The organism is Varunaivibrio sulfuroxidans, assembly GCF_029318635.1.
Taxonomy (GTDB): domain Bacteria; phylum Pseudomonadota; class Alphaproteobacteria; order Rhodospirillales; family Magnetovibrionaceae; genus Varunaivibrio; species Varunaivibrio sulfuroxidans.
Genome location: NZ_CP119676.1, coordinates 963206 through 980057, shown reverse-complemented (window position 1 = coordinate 980057; position 16852 = coordinate 963206). Strand labels below are relative to the sequence as shown.

Below are 16852 nucleotides of genomic sequence, written 5' to 3'. Positions count from 1 at the left end.
AAAATTCAGCGGCGGATGTTTCGTCTCGCGCCCTCGCACCGCCGCCGCCGACATGTCGCTACGCTGGCCCGGGGCATGGTTGAGCGAGAACAAGGGCGCGCCGTATGGAGGATCATATGTGCGCCGTATTTCAGTTCCAGGTAACTAGGGTCAGGACCTATTCATCTGAAGCGTCTGGCGGAGATGAATAGGTCCTGACCCTAGCATATTGAATGCGCACCCAAAAAGTGTTCAGAAGACTTTTATTCTGCGATAAGGGGGCGTAGTATGTGCCGGAGTTGGGCACGCGAACACCGGAGTTGGGCACGCGAACAAGCGTCAACGAGAGGCGGGCGTCAACGGCAGGATGGACAAGGTTGGCGCATTTTTGGGCGGTCCCCTTCGGTTCCGCGTATTATCTTTTAGGACATTACGGCGATGGTGAATAAAGAGCGTTTATTTTCGAACGGCGTCCTTTTTGGCGCGGTTGGCGTGGGATTGGTTGCGGCTCTGACCTTCGGCAGTTCCGCGCAGGCGGGCGAAATGGCCAACGGGTTCTATCTGAAAGGCGGCGTTGGCCTTAACGCCCAGCGCGACGCTTCGGTCAGTGGGACGGGGGTTGACGGCACCGTTGATTTTAACCGGGGCGCGGCGGGCTTGATTGGGCTGGGCCGACATGTCGGCGACAATCTGCGCGTCGAAGGTGAGTTGGGATATCGTCAGAACGGGGTCGATAGCGTCTCCGGGACCGGCGGGTCGGGCAAGACGCGGGCCTGGACGTTGATGGGCAACGTTCTTTATGATATTCCGGCGAATTTGCCGGTGCAGCCCTACATCGGCGTCGGACTCGGCTTGGCGCGGATCGATTATTCCGGGGTCTCTCCGATCGGCGGCAGCCGCATTGATGATCGGGACAATACTCTGGCCGGCCAAGGTATTGTCGGTTTTTCCATGCCGATTAAGGATTCGCTGTCGTTGTTTGCGGATTACCGCTACTTGCATGCGTTCGGCCCATCAATGCATACCAATTCCGGTGTTGGAGTCGATGTCGGCTACAATACGCACACGGTGATGGTCGGGTTGACGTGGGATTTCCCGTCGCCCGCCCCGGTGGCCGCGCTTGTGCCCGCACCGATGCCTGCGCCTGCGCCCGAACCCAAGCCCGTTCCGGCGCCCAAGCCTGCGCCTCGGGTCCAGGTTGCGCCCGCGCCTCAAGTGGTTAAGGATTTTCTGGTCTTCTTCGATTGGGATAAGGCGACCTTAACCCCCGAGGCGAAGAAAATCATTGCCCAGGCGATGGACAACGCCAAAAAAGGCCACATAACTCGGATCGTCGCCACGGGGCATGCCGACCGTTCGGGACCGGCCGCCTATAACATGCGTCTTTCCAAGCGCCGCGCCGATACGGTGAGCCGGGAATTGGTTCGTCTGGGGTTTAATGCCGCGAACATCACCGAAATCGCCAAGGGCGAGACCGACCCCTTGGTGCCGACGCCCGACGGCGTTCGCGAACCGCAAAACAGACGTGTCGAAATTGTCTTGAAGTAAGGCGTTTTCTGCGTTTTTTACGGGATATTGATCGGCAAGCTCGACGCCCCCTTCTATTTTGAAGGGGGCGTTTTTGCATTTAAAGCGTTTTTCGTTCGAGGATTTTTATTACGCGAATATGCTGTCGCGGCGAAGGGACCCGCGCCGGCATACGTTTCAATTCAGTGGCCGAAAGCTTGGCGCGAAAGCTTGGCGAGAGATAGGGGGAAGGGCGCTCAGGGTTGGATAGGGGGGACGGCAGTGTTGGCGGCTTCCTCGCTTAGGGCGGGAGGTAGAGTGGCATGCGCCTCTTGGGGGCATCCCTCGACGCCGCGTGGGTATGCCATGCGGGTGGACGTTGCGATGGTTTTGACGACGGCGCCGTGCTGAGCCGAAAAAGAATCGAACACGGTTTCGGCGCGGCGGCAAAATCCTGCGGTGTCTCTGGTGCGGCGTAAGGAGGCCTCGTTCGCGAGTCGGGTAACGAAGGCGTTCATCCGCCGCTCTCCCGATGCGCCGAAGCTGCGTCTGAAAAAGGACCGCAAGATGTGGCCCTGCGTAACCAATTCGGATCGGAAGTCCGTCACGAAGGCATTGTAACGCGGACGCAGGCCGCAAGTCAGCGCGGCGACCATCAGGTTGCTTTGCAGGACACGCGTTTTTAAGGCCACTTGATCCCTTGGCGCTGCGCACACCCCAGCCACGGCCGGAGCGCTCAACGCCAAGCCGGTCATCACGGCGAGCACAAGCGTCCCTCTTTTTAACGCGTCAATCCGCATCCCAAGACCCTAATTAACAAGACCCTAAACCCTAAATCACGCATGACGGGTCCCTGGAAAAGATACCCAATCAACAAACCGACTGCGCCGAAATCACCCTGAGTTACGGCGCATTCACGATCGGTACCTTACGCCAAAAAGAGCAATCGGAAAAGAGATGTCTTTATTATGCGGTCCGGAGGATAGGAAGGGGGCGGCGGCGGGGGCGAAGGCGCGTTTGCGACGCGGGGTTATTTTTTTTGCGCACCGACATCCGCGCGTCCGGTGGCGGTTTCGACGCTGACGGGCACCGTGCCCTTGATGTGGATGTCGCGTTGAGGGAAGGGAAATTCAACGCCGTTCTCGTGGTAAAGGTCCCATATTTTAAAATAAATATCGCTTTTAATATTGGACAATCCTTTTTCGGCGTCTTGAATCCAGACGCGCAATTCCAGGTTGACCGCGCTATCGCCGTACCCCTTGAGCAAACAACGAGGCTCCGGCGTTTTTAGGATGCGCTCAAACGACGTCGCCGCTTCGATCGCGAGAGCGCGGGCTTTGTGAAGATCGGATGTGTAGCTGACCCCGAAAGGGAGGTGTTGGCGCACCAGACGGTCGGTATAAGACCAATTTTCGACGGGGCTGCTAATCAGCTCTTCATTGGGAATAAGATGTTCGATGCCGTCCCGGGTGACGACGGAAACATAGCGCGCACCTAAGGAGTTGATCCAACCGTACGTTTCCCCGATGGCGATGACGTCGCCGGGTTTGACCGATCTGTCCAATAATAAAATGACGCCGCTGACCAGGTTCGAGGCGACTTTTTGCAAGCCGAACCCCAGGCCCAGCCCCAGCGCGCCGCTGAAGACGGTCAGGGCGGTCAAGTCAATGCCGACGCTTTCCAAGGCGACCAGCACCGCTAGCGTTATTAGGGCGATGCGCAGCAGTTTTCCGAAGAGGACGCGCAATGACGGCGTCAGGTTGGGGAACGTGCCGATCCGCCGTTCAATCGTGCTCGACAATAAGTTGGCCATCCACAACATCACGGCCAGGGCGATCATGGTCTTGAACACCCCGAGCACCGAAATCCGAGTTTTGCCGAAGGTGAGCGCGATCGTATCGAGAACGGTAATGGTTGGGGCCAACAGGCCGAGAATATTGAGCGCCGCTAAAACCCATACGGTGGCGGCCATCGCGCGCGCCCACCATGGGTCGGCGATGAAATTGGCGGCCAGACGAATGACGATCCATGCCGTCAGAAGACTGAGGGCCACGCCCGTCAGTTGCGTCGCCCCACCGGCCTTGGCGATGGCCAGATGCGCGAGACCCAATAGGGCCAACCAGACGACGGGTAGGGCGAAGATTGAAACTTCGATCGCCAGGCGGGCGTGAAAACGCTTGGGAATAGTTTTGTCACGGACGGTTTGCAGCAATCGGTGCGTCCCTCCGCGCAGAAAACGGGCGGGAAGGTAGCTTAGCGCGATGGCGAAAAACTGGATGACATTGCCCATGCCCAAGACATTGGTCCTGATCCAAGGCTCGACACCGCGAAGGGCGTGAAGGTACGTCGCGGGATCCAGTAGATAGTTGAAAGTGGCGTAATCCATCACATGCGGCCCTACTGGAAGCGTCACTCCGGGGAGCGTAAAGGGTAAGACGTATCCTCCGTGTCATCAAGCGCCGTGACGGTGTTCGGCTTTATTTTTCCTTGAAGTGGCGGGGGGTTGCCGCCGGTTTTATAAACTTTTGCAAGCGGTGCGTCGTGGATGTGGGCGTGATCCCCGGTCGCGTGGAAACGAAATTTGACGATTAAACGCTTCCGAAGGGCAATAGCGGTTGACAGCTCTCGCCTACCCTCGTACTTTCCGCGCCCAGGCTATCTGCTTTGTGCCGATGCGATAAAGATGTGAAGGTTGTGTCATGAAGGTAAGAAATTCCCTGAAGTCGGCGAAGTCGCGCGACAAAAATTGTGTCATCGTGCGCCGCAAGGGACGCGTTTACGTCATCAACAAGCGCAATCCGCGTTTCAAGGCGCGCCAAGGCTGAGCCTGCGGCCCCTTTCGGAAAAGCGCGATGGCGTTATCTGGCGTTTTCGCCGACGTGCGCTTTTTTTAGGGTATGCGCCCCGGGCCGGGAGACGCCCGCGTTGAAGGTGGGGCGGCGTATAAAAACATATGCTTTGAGAACCGTATGCTATTGGGCGTGCGGTTTTTCTTTTCCCGGCGACAAAGTCTCCGTACAGTGTAAAAAAAAGCGCCGACGCCCGGCTTAATTTTACGCGATACGGGAGCCCCCCATGAAAATGCCTCTTCCCGATGACGGCGTCATCGCTCGGCGCGGCGACATCGTCGCCGCGATGCGTGGGATCGTTCCCGGCGAAGGCGTTATCGTCGATGAGGAGGAGCTGAAGGTTTTCGAATGCGACGGCCTGCTCGCATACCGCCAACTCCCCCTTATCGTGGTGCTTCCGGAAACCACCGAACAGGTCTCGCGGATCTTGCGCTACTGCCATGAAAACGGGGTAAAAGTCGTCCCCCGTGGGGCGGGTACGGGACTTTCCGGCGGTGCGTTGCCGCTGGCCGACGGCATTACCCTGGGGCTGGGTAAATTCAATAAAATTCTGGAAATCGATTTTTACAATCGCTGTGTCGTCGCCCAGCCCGGCGTCACGAATTTATCGATCACCTCGGCGGTCGATGGCGACGGTTATTACTACGCGCCCGACCCGTCGAGCCGGATCGCGTGTTCCATCGGCGGCAATGTCGCGGAAAACGCCGGCGGCATGCATTGCCTGAAATACGGATTGACCACCAACAACCTCCTGGCGGTCGAAATGGTTCTGATGTCCGGCGAGGTGGTTCGCCTGGGCGGCAAGCATTTAGATAGCGGCGGGCTCGACCTGATGGGAGTCGTGACGGGATCGGAAGGTCTGCTCGGGGTGATCACCGAGGTTACGGTGCGTATTTTGCCCAAGCCGACCAGCGCACGGGTCGTGCTGCTGGGTTTTCCCTCATCCAATGCCGGGGGGCGGTGCGTGGCTGGGATCATCGGCGCGGGGATCATTCCCGGCGCGATGGAGATGATGGACAAGCCCGCTATCGCGGCGATGGAACAGTTTGTCAGTTCGGGCTACTGGCTGGACGTGGAAGCAATCCTCATCGTCGAACTGGATGGTCCCGAAGTCGAAGTGGACCACCTTTTGGGCGTGGTCGAAGGTATCGCCAGGGACGTCGGGTGCAGCCACGTGCGCGTCAGCGAGGGCGAAGACGAGCGGCGGCAATTTTGGGCCGGGCGGATGTCGGCGTTCCCCTCGGTAGGACGCCTGTCTCCCGATTACATGACCATGGACGGCACCATTCCGCGCCACCAGTTGCCGGCGGTCCTCACGCGCATGGCGCAATTGTCCGACTCATACGGATTGCGCGTCGCCAACGTGTTTCATGCCGGCGATGGTAATCTCCATCCGCTCATTTTGTATGACGCCAATCGTCCGGGTGAAATGGAAAAGGCCGAGGCCTTCGGCGCCGATATCCTCAGGCTGTGCGTCGAGGTCGGCGGCGTGCTCTCCGGCGAGCATGGCATCGGGGTCGAGAAACGCGACCTGATGGGCGATATGTTCACGGACCAGGACATGGTGCAGCAATCCCGCCTGAAGTGCGCCTTCGACGGGCATGGTTTGCTCAATCCGGGAAAGGTTTTTCCGATTTTGCACCGCTGCGCCGAAATGGGAAAGTTGAATGTGCGTGACGGGCGGCTCCCATTTCCGGATATTCCCAGATTCTAACCGGCACTTCCGACAGGTATGACGATCGCGCCGGGTCCGAAATTGAAGGTGCGACGATGATAAAGGCGAGATCACGATGACGACACGCTTACAGCCGCAAACATCCAGCGAGCTTCAGGCCATGCTTGCCGAGGCGGCGCGCCGCCGCACGTCGTTGGAGATCCGCGCCGGCGCTTCGAAGCTGTCATGGGGTGGAGTCGTGCGCGCCGATAACATTTTGGATATGAACGCTTTTTCCGGTATCGATTTATATCAACCCGAAGAGCTGGTGATGACGGCGGGCGCGGCGACCCCCTTGATGAAAATCGACGCGCTGTTGCGTGAACAATCCCAGCAGTTGGCTTTCGAGCCGGCTAATTTTTCGCGCCTGCTTGGCGCTACCGACAGCGCCACCATTGGGGGTGTTTTTTCTTGCAACCTATCGGGTCCTCGGCGGATAAAAATTGGCGCCGCGCGGGATCATTTGCTGGGATTTTCGGCGGTCAATGGAGTAGGGGAGCCGTTTAAATCGGGTGGGCGCGTGGTCAAGAATGTTTCGGGGTTCGATTTGTGCAAGTTGATGAGCGGAGCGTTCGGGACGCTGGGGGCGATCGAGCGGGTTTCCTTCAAGGTGCTGGCGAAGGCGGAAAAAACGCGTACCGTATTGCTTTTCGGTTTGGACGATCGCGATGGCGCGCGGGCGATGACGATGGGATTGAACAGCCCTCACGAGATTTCCGCGGCGATGCATCTGCCCGAGGATGTCGCCGCTTTGTCATCGGTGTCCTACGTGCGCGGCGCCGGGCGCGCCGTCACGGCGTTGCGCCTTGAGGGACCAGGACCATCGGTGGAGAAACGCTGCGCGGATGTTCGCGCTCTGTTGCATCTTTTTGGCGGCGGCGAGGAATTGCACAGCGCAAACAGCGCCGAGCTGTGGCGAGAGGTGCGCGACGTTCTGTTTTATTGCGATGACAATAGCCAGGTTTGGCGTATTTCCGTTCCGCCCGCCCAAGGGGCCGTCGTTGGCGCGGCGCTGCTCCGGGCGACCGAAGGACGGGTGTTCTACGACTGGGGTGGCGGGCTGCTTTGGTTGTCCCACGCCCCCGTCGATGACGCCCATCATGAAATCGTGCGCCGCACCGTGGGCGACCTTGGCCATGCCACCTTGATTCGCGCCGACGCGGCGGTGCGCGCCCGGACGCCGGTCTTTCAGCCCCAGCCTACCGCATTGGCGACGTTGGCGCATCGGGTGCGTGACGCTTTCGATCCCGAGGGCATTTTAAATCCGGGGAGGATGGACTGATGCAGACCCTGTTCAGCCCCGAGCAGCGCCGGCGCGAGGTCGTACGCGAGGCGGACGCTATTTTGCGCACATGCGTGCATTGCGGTTTTTGCACTGCGACGTGCCCAACCTATGTGTTGCTGGGTGATGAGTTGGACAGTCCGCGTGGGCGCATTTATCTCATCAAGGACATGATGGAAGGGGACAAGCCCGCCACGGAAAAAGTCGTGCGTCACATTGACCGCTGTTTGTCGTGCTTGTCGTGCATGACGACGTGTCCGTCGGGGGTGGATTACATGCATCTGATCGACCGCGCGCGGGTTCACATACACCGCACCTATCGCCGCCCTTTTGGCGCGCGGTGTTTGCGCGCCGTTCTGGCGTGGGTCCTTGTCCGGCCCAAGGTATTCCGCCTGTCCTTGATCGGCGCGCGCTTGGCGCGGCCTTTTCAAAAATTTCTTCCCGGCAGGTTGAAAGGCATGGTGGCGATGGCTCCCGCCGCATTGCCCAGATCGTCGCCGCTGGATAGACCGGGGGTTCATGTCGCCCATGATATCGCCCATGATATCGCCCAAGGGAAACACCGGCTTCGCGTCGCGCTACATCCAGGGTGCGCCCAACAAGTGCTCGCCCCGCGCATCAATGCGGCTGCGGTGCGTCTGCTAACACGTCTGGGTTGTGAAGTCGTGATCAGCAAGGGCTTGGGGTGTTGCGGCGCGCTGGTTCATCACATGGGGCGCGAGGATGACGCCCAGGCCCAAGCACGGGCCAACGTCGCCGCCTGGGTCCGGGAGATGGACGGCGCCGGGCTGGACGCCATTGTCGTGACCGCGTCGGGGTGCGGAACTACGCTCAAGGATTATGGCTATTTATTGAAAGACGACCCTCAAATCGCCGCCGCCGCCCAGCGCGTCGCCGCCTTGGTGCGCGATATTTCCGAGGTCTTGATCGATCTGGGGATGTCCGCCGACAAGGGGCGGGGAACGGTGGTCGGCTATCATGCGCCGTGTTCGATGCAACACGGACAGAAACTTAAAAATCAGCCCCAGGAACTGTTGCGTCAGGCCGGGTTCGATGTTCGCGAACCCGCCGAGGCGCATCTGTGTTGTGGCTCGGCGGGCACTTATAATTTGCTACAGCCCGACCTTGCGGCGCGGTTGGGTGCGCGCAAGGTCGAGAACCTGGATAAAACCGAAGCCGCCATGATCGCCACCGGCAACATCGGGTGCATGGTGCAGATCGCCCAGCGCACCGAAGTTCCCGTGGTGCATACGGTCGAACTCCTCGATTGGGCGATGGGCGGTCCCAAGCCTGCCCCCCTGGTTTGATGGGACGTGCATGGAGAAGACCCCCGCGCAAAACGAGCGCAGGCGCGGGGTGGAAAAAATCAAAGCTGCGCGAGGCGAGGGATAACCCACTTCAATCGACTTTCGCGACAGGCGACGCCGGGGTACAGGTGGGTCTTGCCATTCAGGGTGATGCTCTGGCGATAGGTCCGGCAAAAAGCGCCGGAAGCGGCCTTATACGTGAGTACCGGGGTGACGGTGGTCGCGGCGCCGGTTTTCTTGTCGCGCCACGTCAGGGGGACGCCGCTTTTATGATTTTCCAGGGCGACCTGGAATGTTTTTCGGATCTCTCGCCGTATCGGCGTGGCCACGCCGGGCAGGATCGAATAGACCGCCGTTAACTCGCGGCGATAGGTTTTCCCCGGGTACTTGTAATAATCTTCACGGCGGACGTATTGTCCGATTTCGGGGGCGTAATACCAGGTTCGTTTTTGATAAAAACGGAATGTCGGACTGAAGCGCTTGCACTCGACCTTATAGGTGTCGAAGGTCCCGGCCAGGACGCGGACGCGTTCCGTTCCGTCCACGGCGCATTGCCAGCGTTGAACGTATTTCGTGTCCTTTTTCGCGCCCTTGAGCTTGACGTGGTTAATCACCGTGAACCTGCTGGTGTTGCCGACGCCGAGCGGCCAAAGTGCGCCCGGCGCGCCGTGCAGGACGCGATTGTAATCGCGGGTCGTCGTCTCCACGAATTTTTCGGGGATCGTAAAGTCGCGGCTGGATATCTGTTTATGACGCCTATTGTTGATCCAGGTGACGTCGTCGCCGCCAACCGCCGTCACCCGCTCGGTGACGCCGTTGGAGTAATAGTACCGCGTGCCGACGACGGGCGTGGGAATTGGCGCCGGGGGCAATGTCGGGGCATAGGCCTTCTGACCGGAAGTCAAGGTGGACAACTGTTGTAGCACGGGATCGCCGACGCAGGCGGCCAACAACGGAGTGCTTAGCACGAGAGTTAATGCGGGGCGAAAAAGGCGATGCTGAAATACTGTCATGTTATGTAACTAGGTATCCCGATGAAAAGTGCTGCGATTATATCCGCCGACAACATAAAACGAAACGACTGAACCCATCCTGAACGAAAACAAGCCGGCGATGTAAGACCGCAACGAACCAAGATCGAGACGTGCAATGCCGTCGGATGCGTCCCGCGCGGTTAAAAACTTCCGGCCTTCGGCGTCGAGATTAGATAGCGCGGGCGCCACTGTCCGTCGGGCGTGCGGCAAGCGAGACCGTAGGTTTCGTTCGCCTTGCCTTGAAGGTGGGTTTGCTGGCGATATTCGCGGCAGAACTGACCATTTTTGTCTTGGTACGTGCGCACTGGCGTGATTGTCGCGGTGGCGGTGGCATCGGGACTTTTCCAAGTCATCGCCCGCCCGCTGACTTGGCTTTCCAAGGCTGAATTGCGCAGGGTATCGACGGCGAGAAGCTCGTGTTGACGCAGGGCGTTGGCCATCTCTTGGCTTTTTCCGGCGCGCCAATTCATGACGCCGTAGCCTCCGCCGACGCCGATCATCACCCCGACGATCGTCGCTGCGATCGGCAGGGCGAGGCGCCACGATGCGCGCGGACGCCGATCCGGGGCGGTGGGGGCATGGGTTTTGGTCCGGGGCGCGTGCGAAGCGGGCGATGGCCTTCGCGCAGCGCCGTCGCGCCCCTGATCGGGGGCGGCGTTGACGGTATCGACGAGGCGCTCGGGAACCGGCGCATGAAGGACGTCGTTGAAGGCGATGCGCGCCAGCGCCGCGCTTTTTTGCAAGGCGTCGAGGCGAAGCCGCGCCGTCTCGTCGAGGCGTAGGCGGCGTTCAACGGCGCGGACGGCTTCATCGTCCAATTCCCCGTCAAGGTAGGCGATTAGGGTGTTTTGATCGAGATGCTCTGTCATTTTTTCATCCTTCGGATCACGGCCCGTAAAGAGAAATGGATAAAGGCGGACGTTTGCGTCATGGCGTTCAATTGCTCAAACAATACCGACGAGGGCGTCGTCGGCCTGCGTCTCGCCATCGAGAAGGTTTAGCAACGCGGTGCGTCCGCGGACCAGGCGGCTGGTCAGGGTGCCGACCGGGATGCCCAAATTTTCCGCCGCGTCTTTGTAGGAATACCCTTCCACGCTCACCAACATGATGACGGCTCTTTGTTCTTCGGGGAGGCGTAAAATAGCGTCGCGGACGTTTCTCAGCGTCATCCGCGATTCCATGGCCTGGGCGCCGTCGTGTCCCGGTTCGGGTTGGTTGTCGAAGGGTTCCAAGACGCGGTCCTTGCGCGTTCGCGCGCGCATGACGTCGATATGTGCGTTTTGAATAATTCGAAACATCCAACTGTCCAATCGAGTCCCTTGTTGCCATTGATCGAAGCGGGAGATCGCCTTTTCGCAAGCGCACTGAACCAAATCGTCGGCTTCATCCAAGCTTCTGGTCAAGCCCAGGGCGAAGCGGCGCAGGCGCGGCAACAAGATGACGAGTTCTTTGCGTGTGCGTTCGTCCAAAGGGGCGATCCTTACTTGGTCCGATCGTGTTTTTCCGCGCGTTCTCGGGCGGCCACAGGGGCAGTCCCACGACCTTCTTCCACCGTCTTCAACCATCCACCCCGGACCATGGTCCATATTATAGTCCACTGTCCCGCCGAGACGAAATCGGAGACGAAACCAAGCCGTGGACGGGTGGCGAAGACGTCGGCGTTAAGACAACGCGTGGATGGTTGCTTTAATCCCAAACCTATTTTTTGAGGGGCTTTTTTTAAAAAGGGTTTTTTCATGCGCCGTGGGGATGAAAGTTGCATTTGGCGGCGTTGTCATGGCGAGTACGGTTTTGAAAGACGGCGCAGCGATCCCAGCATAATATGAAAAATGAAGGGTGTGGTCGCGCAGAGTGTCGTTCCTCCAAGCACGAAAACGTCTCCAGGAGCAAATTGCTTCACCGAGGATGTTAACCCTTATAGGACGATGTAAAATGAAACAGTTTTTTCCAAGATCATCCGAAACTTCCACCGTGGCGGCGTTCGCACACGCCGCACAAGATGGAAAAACCTCTGGCGCGACGCAGAGTATCGCGTGCGCCGTGCGCCGATCCGTGGCGCGCCTCGCTTCGGTTTCGGCGGTCAGCCTTCTCGCCCTGGGGTATATCGTCGCCCCCATCCACATCGCCAATAATGTAGTCCATTTCGGTCATGCCAGCGCACTGGCCGATGATGATGGTGGCGATCACGAAAGTGGCGGTGGATCCGGCGGTGGCGACAGTGGTGGCGATAGCGGCGATCATGGCGGTGGCGATAGCGGCGATCATGGCGGTAGTGGGCCAAGTGGCGATTCCCCCGATGGTGCGGGGCATGACGCCGGCGACAGTGGCGATCATGGTGGCGACGTCGCGGACCACAGTCCCGATTTGGGCGATGACGGCGCGCATGATGGCCCACAAGGCGATGTTCCCGATGATGGCGCCGGCGTCGGCGGCGCGCTTGGGACGCCTGCCGGCGGCGGCGCACCCGCCGGTGGCGGCGGAGCAAACGCTGGTGGTGGGGCCGCCGCCGGCGGGACGGGAGGCGGGCCGCTTGGTGCGCTGAACGGTATGAACGCCGTTCCGCCCGCAGCCGAAGCAGGGCTTGTCGGCAATTGGGGCGGCGCTCCGGCTCCGGCCGCTCCGGCCCCCGCCGCTCCGGCAATATAAGTCTCGCCTTTTACCAAAGGTTTCTTTCGCCGCCCCAATTTTTTGGGGCGGCGTTTTTTTACGTGCGGCGTTGCATCGGAAGTTGTCGCCTTGCGGTGACGGAGCGCGGGATAATCCAAATCTTGCCGCGGCGGCGTTTTGTGTGATTGATCCCGAGACGGGGTGGCTCTACTATTCGAAGGTCTTTGGATTTTTCTCCTCGCCTCCTGCGATCTTTCCGAAGAATTTTTTCACTCTTTGTAAAATCGGGTCCATCGTGAGCAAACGCATTCTGATCGGTGTCGGAACTTTTTTTCTCCTTGTGATCGGGACGGCGCTCTTACTTCCCCGGTTTATCGACTGGAACGCGTACAAAAACATCATTACCGAGCAGGTGCGCGCCCAAACCGGACGCACCATGGATATTCGCGGAGACCTGAGCGTTCGACTTTTGCCCTCGCCGGCGTTGACGATGCAGGACGTGCGCGTGCGCAACATTGAGGGGGCGCATGACGCCGACATGGTGCGGTTGTCCTCGCTCGAGGTCAACGTGGCGTTGCTTCCGCTTTTTCACGGCGAAGTGCAGGTTCGCAATGTGCGTTTGGTCGATCCGGTGATCAGTTTGGAAAGTCTGGCGGACGGGCGAAACAACTGGACACTCGCCCCGGCGCCCGCCTCCCCGAGGGGGGGACAGGCGCCGACCGTCGCCCAAGCGCCCGCCGTTGCGCCGTCGGGGGGCGGGGCCGCGCTGGTCGATCGCACGCCTGCGGTGCGCCTGGATAATTTCGTCATCGCCAATGCGACGATCATCTATCGGCGCGGGGCGCAGGTGCGCCGGATTGACGGCTTCAACGCCCGAATAACGATGGGTTCTCTGAAGGGACCGTTCGATAGCGCCGGCGATTTCACCTATCAGGGCAAGGCGTTGCATTACGAGGTTTCGTTGGGCAAAACCGTCGCCGACCGGACGTTGCCGCTTAACCTTACGGTGACGCTTCCGGGCGATGGTCGCATCCAGGCGAGCGGCGCCATCGTCGGTTTAAACGAACAGCCTCGTTTCAAGGGCAAGGTTAAATTCGATGGCCAAGACGCCTACGCCGTTAGCCATGCCTTGGCGCCTTCGGCGACGCTGCCGTCCATGTTGGCGCAGCCCTTTTCCCTGGAGGGCGAGATCACGGCGTCGGCCCAGGGCGTCGAGGCTCCCACGATCGCCCTTGCGCTGGGTACGACGAAGGCTAAGGTTGGGCTTTCGTTGAATACGGGCAAAACCACGACCTTCAAGATAGATATCCGCGCCGACCAGATCGCGCTTGATACGTGGCTGGCTTTGAAGCCGGGAACGCCTGCGTCGTCGGGTACGCAGACAGGGTCGGATACGCGGACAGGCGATTCCGCTATAACCGGGGGGGGTGGCGCGCCGATCGTGCTTGCGATACCCAATCAAAAAACGCCGCCGTCGCCAAAAGCCTCCGCATTGAACGGCGTTTCGGGCGCATTGACCCTAAGCATAGACACGATCGCGTATCGGGACGCCATCGTCTCCAACACCGCTGTGCAGGCGCATCTGGAGCAAGGCAAAATCACCCTGAGTAGGCTTTCGGCGCTGTTGCCAGGGGCCGGCGAGATATCTTTGTCGGGGGTTGCCGCCGTGGCGGGGCCGGTTCGTTTTGATGGTAACGTTTCGGCCCTGGTCAACGATCCGCGTACGTTGGCTTCGTGGCTTGGCGTTACTCTGCCCGAAGGCGTGCGCCGTCAAGCGCACAGAATAAACCTGCGTGGGCAAATCCAGGCGACACCTCGGGAAATTACCGTTTCAGGTGTCGATATGGCGCTGGACCGCACCCACATTCGGGGCGGCATTACACTGGCCTTGCGCAAACGCTTGGCGTTTGGCGCGAGTGTCACCATCGACCGGCTCGATCTCGACGGTATATTGGGGGATGCGGCGGTCGGGACCGGCGGGGGCGTGGCGCGCGCAAAGGCCTCGACCCCAAGCACCGGGACGCCGGGTGCGTCCAAACCGGAGAACGGCGCCCTACAAGGTCTTAAGGCATGGTCCGCGATGGGCGTCTTGAAAACTTTCGACGCCAATGCCAGGGCGCAGGTTAAAGAATTGATTTATCGCGGAGAAACGGTTCGCAACATTTTCTTTGACGGTTCGCTCGTCGATGGCGCGTTGACAATCCGCAAGGCGGGGATCGAGAACGTCGCCGGCGCGTCGGCCCAGATCAGTGGAACATTGTCGGGTTTTGGCGGCATTTTGGACACCAAGAACGTTTCTCTTTCCGTCAATGCGGCGGATAGTGCGCGCTTCGCCCATCTGCTCGGCGTTGGTGCGGGGGTTCCGCCGACGCTGGGCAAAGTGGCGATCGTCGGGCGCATCGACGGTTCGGTGTTGGCGCCGTCCCTCGACCTTAACGTCAGTGCCGCGGGCGCGCGCCTCAATGTCAACGGCAAGGCGTCGGCATTGCCCGTTGGCGCCCTTTTCGATGGAGAGGCGCATTTTGTCGCCGACGATACTCCTAATGTCCTTCGTCGTCTGAGCGGAGGTTTCACGCCGTCGGGACCGCTCGGCAAAACGGATATGCGAACGCGCGTGATCGTGAGCAAGAACGTGCTCGCTTTTTCCAAAATTCAGGGCCAGGTGGGTGGGGTTGATCTCAGCGGTCAAATTCAGGTGGCCATGGAGGGGGCGCGCCCCATCATTAATGGCGCGCTCTCCAGCGGGGCGATCGCCGTGCCGCGTTTCCTGCCGCCCAGTGTGGTGAAAAAAGCGAGCCTTTCCCTGTTCGAGGTCTTGGCGCGCCTCGATCGTGAAAACGCCCGAATGCCGATCGTCAAGGCGGCGGCGGGCGACAGTGGCGGTGTCGCCGTGGCGGCGATAGATCCCAGATGGTCGAAAAAGCCGATGGATTTGAGCGTTCTCGGCCGCTTCGACGCCAATCTTCAACTGACCAGCACGGCGTTGGAATTTGAAAAATACCGTCTCGATAACCTATCGGCCGAGGTATCCTTGAAGGACGGCCTGGTTCAAGGCAAAAAAATATCGGGTGTTTTTTTCGGCGGACCTTTGAATGCGACGGTGCGCCTGAACGGCGCCGCAATTCCCACCGTTTCCGCGACGTTTTCGATAAAGGACGCCGATGTCAATCGCATCGTGCGCGCCGTCGCGGCCAAGGATTTGGCGAACGGAAAGTTGACCTTCGACGCGACGATAAACAGCCGGGGCGGCAGTTCCGCCGATCTGGTTTCGGCGTTGGCGGGCAAGGGGGCGATTAAACTGAATCGCCTGGACGTTAAGAGAGGCGGCAGCGGCAGCGCCCTGTCCGGGGTCATGGGGTTGCTTGCGACGATGAACCAATTGGGCGGTGGCGCGGCCGATCGGATCGCCGACGCCAGCGCCACCTTCGTCATCGCCAAGGGGGTCGCGCGCACCGATGATTTCGCCCTGACGTCCGGGATCGGCGATGGCCACGCCAAGGGGACCGTGGATCTCCCTCAGTGGCGCATCGATATCGCGGGGGCGATGGCGGTCAAGCCGAATATCGTCACCGCTCTGCTCAGCAAGCGCGGAACGGGGGTGCAAACGGTGCCGTTTTCGATCAAGGGGGTGCTGGACGCGCCCGACGTCACGGTGGACACGTCGAGCCTGACGGGCAAGACGGTATTGCCGCCGGCCCTGGACAAGGTTCTGAAGAAAAAGGGTTTGGGTAAGATTCTTCAGCAGCTTGAACCCGCGCCTGCGCCCGGGAATGCTCCGGCGCAGCCTCAACAAGCCCCGGCAAATACGCCGATCAAACCGAAAGATTTGTTGCGGGGAATTCTCGAAGGGGTCATCAAATGAAATCGGCGGCGATAAGATCGGCGCACAAGGTTAGCTGCGCGCCGCCCCGCTAGACGTAAGACCGTGTTCGCCGGTCGCCTGTTCAAGGACGAATACCCGAATGGCGCTGGATAAATTCCCGGCGTGGGTTCTTGTGCGAACGTGGTCGATTTCACCGATCAGTTTATTCAAGGAGATGTTTTTTGACCGTGCGATGGCGCAAAAACGCCACCAGAAGGCGTTTTCGAGGGTAATGCTGGTCTGATGGCCGTCGATCGAAACCGAATGTTTGCGAAGGACGTGGGGGTCGGCCGTGGGACTGGGCGTCTCTTCCGTGGGGTGTTCGATCATGTCATGGCCTACGGCGTTGCGGGCCGGAGGAGGAGGCCGGCTTTGCCGACCGCCGGGCGGCCTCCCATGCGCGCCGCGCCCACAGGCGCAGGGTTTCGCCGTCGTCGAACAGGTCCGACGGCACTTCGTAGTACGAGCGCAGCGCCGGGCGGTCGATGAATGGGGCGAAGGCCGCCATGCCTTCGCTTATGTAGGCCTTGCGGCTATCGTCATCGACCTTGAAGTAAAGAACGTCATCGGAAATGATGGCGAAAAATACGCCGTCGAGATATAGCCCGACGCCGCCGAACATCGCCCGTGGGGTGACGGAGCCGGCGGAGTCCAGCAGGTCGAGAACATGATCGCGAAATTCCCGGCTGTAGCTCATGACGACTTGATTCCA

General features: G+C 60.0%; 15 protein-coding genes. 7 read left to right on the top strand and 8 right to left on the bottom strand.

Annotation, left to right across the window (positions count from 1 at the left end):
* The first annotated feature begins 417 nt into the window (after window positions 1–417).
* Entirely contained in the window at window positions 418–1527 is a 1110-nt protein-coding gene (locus P3M64_RS04510) for an OmpA family protein (RefSeq protein ID WP_132939772.1), read from the top strand.
* Between the two features lie 215 nt (window positions 1528–1742).
* Here the strand turns inward: P3M64_RS04510 and P3M64_RS04505 are convergent, their stop codons facing one another.
* Both P3M64_RS04505 and P3M64_RS04500 read right to left on the bottom strand, forming a co-directional pair.
* A complete protein-coding gene (locus P3M64_RS04505; protein WP_132939773.1) occupies window positions 1743–2252 on the bottom strand; it encodes a hypothetical protein in 510 nt (169 codons plus the stop codon).
* 263 nt (window positions 2253–2515) lie between these two features.
* Window positions 2516–3871 (bottom strand): mechanosensitive ion channel family protein, encoded by a 1356-nt coding sequence (locus P3M64_RS04500; protein WP_132939774.1) that lies wholly within the window; start codon window positions 3869–3871, stop codon window positions 2516–2518.
* A 313-nt stretch (window positions 3872–4184) separates the two neighbouring features.
* Here P3M64_RS04500 and ykgO point away from each other — a divergent pair, with 313 nt between their 5' ends.
* From ykgO to glcF, 4 genes are all read left to right on the top strand, one after another.
* Window positions 4185–4310, top strand: coding sequence for a type B 50S ribosomal protein L36 (gene ykgO, locus P3M64_RS04495; RefSeq protein WP_132939775.1), 126 nt, complete (start codon window positions 4185–4187; stop codon window positions 4308–4310).
* Window positions 4311–4560: 250 nt separating this feature from the next.
* A complete protein-coding gene (locus tag P3M64_RS04490) occupies window positions 4561–6048 on the top strand; it encodes an FAD-linked oxidase C-terminal domain-containing protein (RefSeq protein WP_132939776.1) in 1488 nt (495 codons plus the stop codon).
* A 76-nt stretch (window positions 6049–6124) separates the two neighbouring features.
* Window positions 6125–7330, top strand: coding sequence for an FAD-binding protein (locus tag P3M64_RS04485; RefSeq protein WP_132939777.1), 1206 nt, complete (start codon window positions 6125–6127; stop codon window positions 7328–7330).
* Window positions 7330–8637 (top strand): glycolate oxidase subunit GlcF, encoded by a 1308-nt coding sequence (glcF, locus tag P3M64_RS04480; protein WP_132939778.1) that lies wholly within the window; start codon window positions 7330–7332, stop codon window positions 8635–8637. Before P3M64_RS04485 ends, glcF begins: the two co-directional genes overlap by 1 nt.
* Window positions 8638–8696: 59 nt before the next feature.
* On the opposite strand, the gene P3M64_RS04475 is transcribed toward glcF, so the two are convergent.
* From P3M64_RS04475 to P3M64_RS04460, 4 genes are all read right to left on the bottom strand, one after another.
* Window positions 8697–9650 carry an RT0821/Lpp0805 family surface protein gene (locus P3M64_RS04475; protein WP_132939779.1) on the bottom strand — a complete coding sequence of 318 codons (954 nt, stop codon included), beginning with the start codon at window positions 9648–9650 and terminating at the stop codon, window positions 8697–8699.
* Between the two features lie 161 nt (window positions 9651–9811).
* Window positions 9812–10540, bottom strand: coding sequence for an RT0821/Lpp0805 family surface protein (locus tag P3M64_RS04470; protein WP_132939780.1), 729 nt, complete (start codon window positions 10538–10540; stop codon window positions 9812–9814).
* A 75-nt stretch (window positions 10541–10615) separates the two neighbouring features.
* The gene (locus P3M64_RS04465; protein WP_243644816.1) at window positions 10616–11140 is read right to left on the bottom strand and encodes a sigma-70 family RNA polymerase sigma factor; all 525 of its coding nucleotides are present in this window, start codon (window positions 11138–11140) and stop codon (window positions 10616–10618) included.
* Window positions 11141–11624: 484 nt separating this feature from the next.
* Window positions 11625–12056, bottom strand: a complete 432-nt coding sequence (locus tag P3M64_RS04460; protein WP_132939781.1) for a hypothetical protein — start codon at window positions 12054–12056, stop codon at window positions 11625–11627.
* Here P3M64_RS04460 and P3M64_RS04455 point away from each other — a divergent pair.
* Together P3M64_RS04455 and P3M64_RS04450 are read left to right on the top strand one after the other, a co-directional pair.
* Entirely contained in the window at window positions 12055–12213 is a 159-nt protein-coding gene (locus P3M64_RS04455; protein WP_276157062.1) for a hypothetical protein, read from the top strand. The genes P3M64_RS04460 and P3M64_RS04455 overlap by 2 nt on opposite strands.
* Window positions 12214–12573: 360 nt before the next feature.
* Complete coding sequence (locus P3M64_RS04450) at window positions 12574–16140, top strand: AsmA family protein (RefSeq protein ID WP_165886382.1); 3567 nt, start codon at window positions 12574–12576, stop codon at window positions 16138–16140.
* 30 nt (window positions 16141–16170) lie between these two features.
* On the opposite strand, the gene P3M64_RS04445 is transcribed toward P3M64_RS04450, so the two are convergent.
* Both P3M64_RS04445 and P3M64_RS04440 read right to left on the bottom strand, forming a co-directional pair.
* The gene (locus P3M64_RS04445) at window positions 16171–16470 is read right to left on the bottom strand and encodes a ribbon-helix-helix domain-containing protein (protein WP_132939783.1); all 300 of its coding nucleotides are present in this window, start codon (window positions 16468–16470) and stop codon (window positions 16171–16173) included.
* A 1-nt stretch (window position 16471) separates the two neighbouring features.
* Window positions 16472–16837, bottom strand: coding sequence for a TfoX/Sxy family protein (locus P3M64_RS04440; protein ID WP_132939784.1), 366 nt, complete (start codon window positions 16835–16837; stop codon window positions 16472–16474).
* Between the last annotated feature and the right edge of the window lie 15 nt (window positions 16838–16852).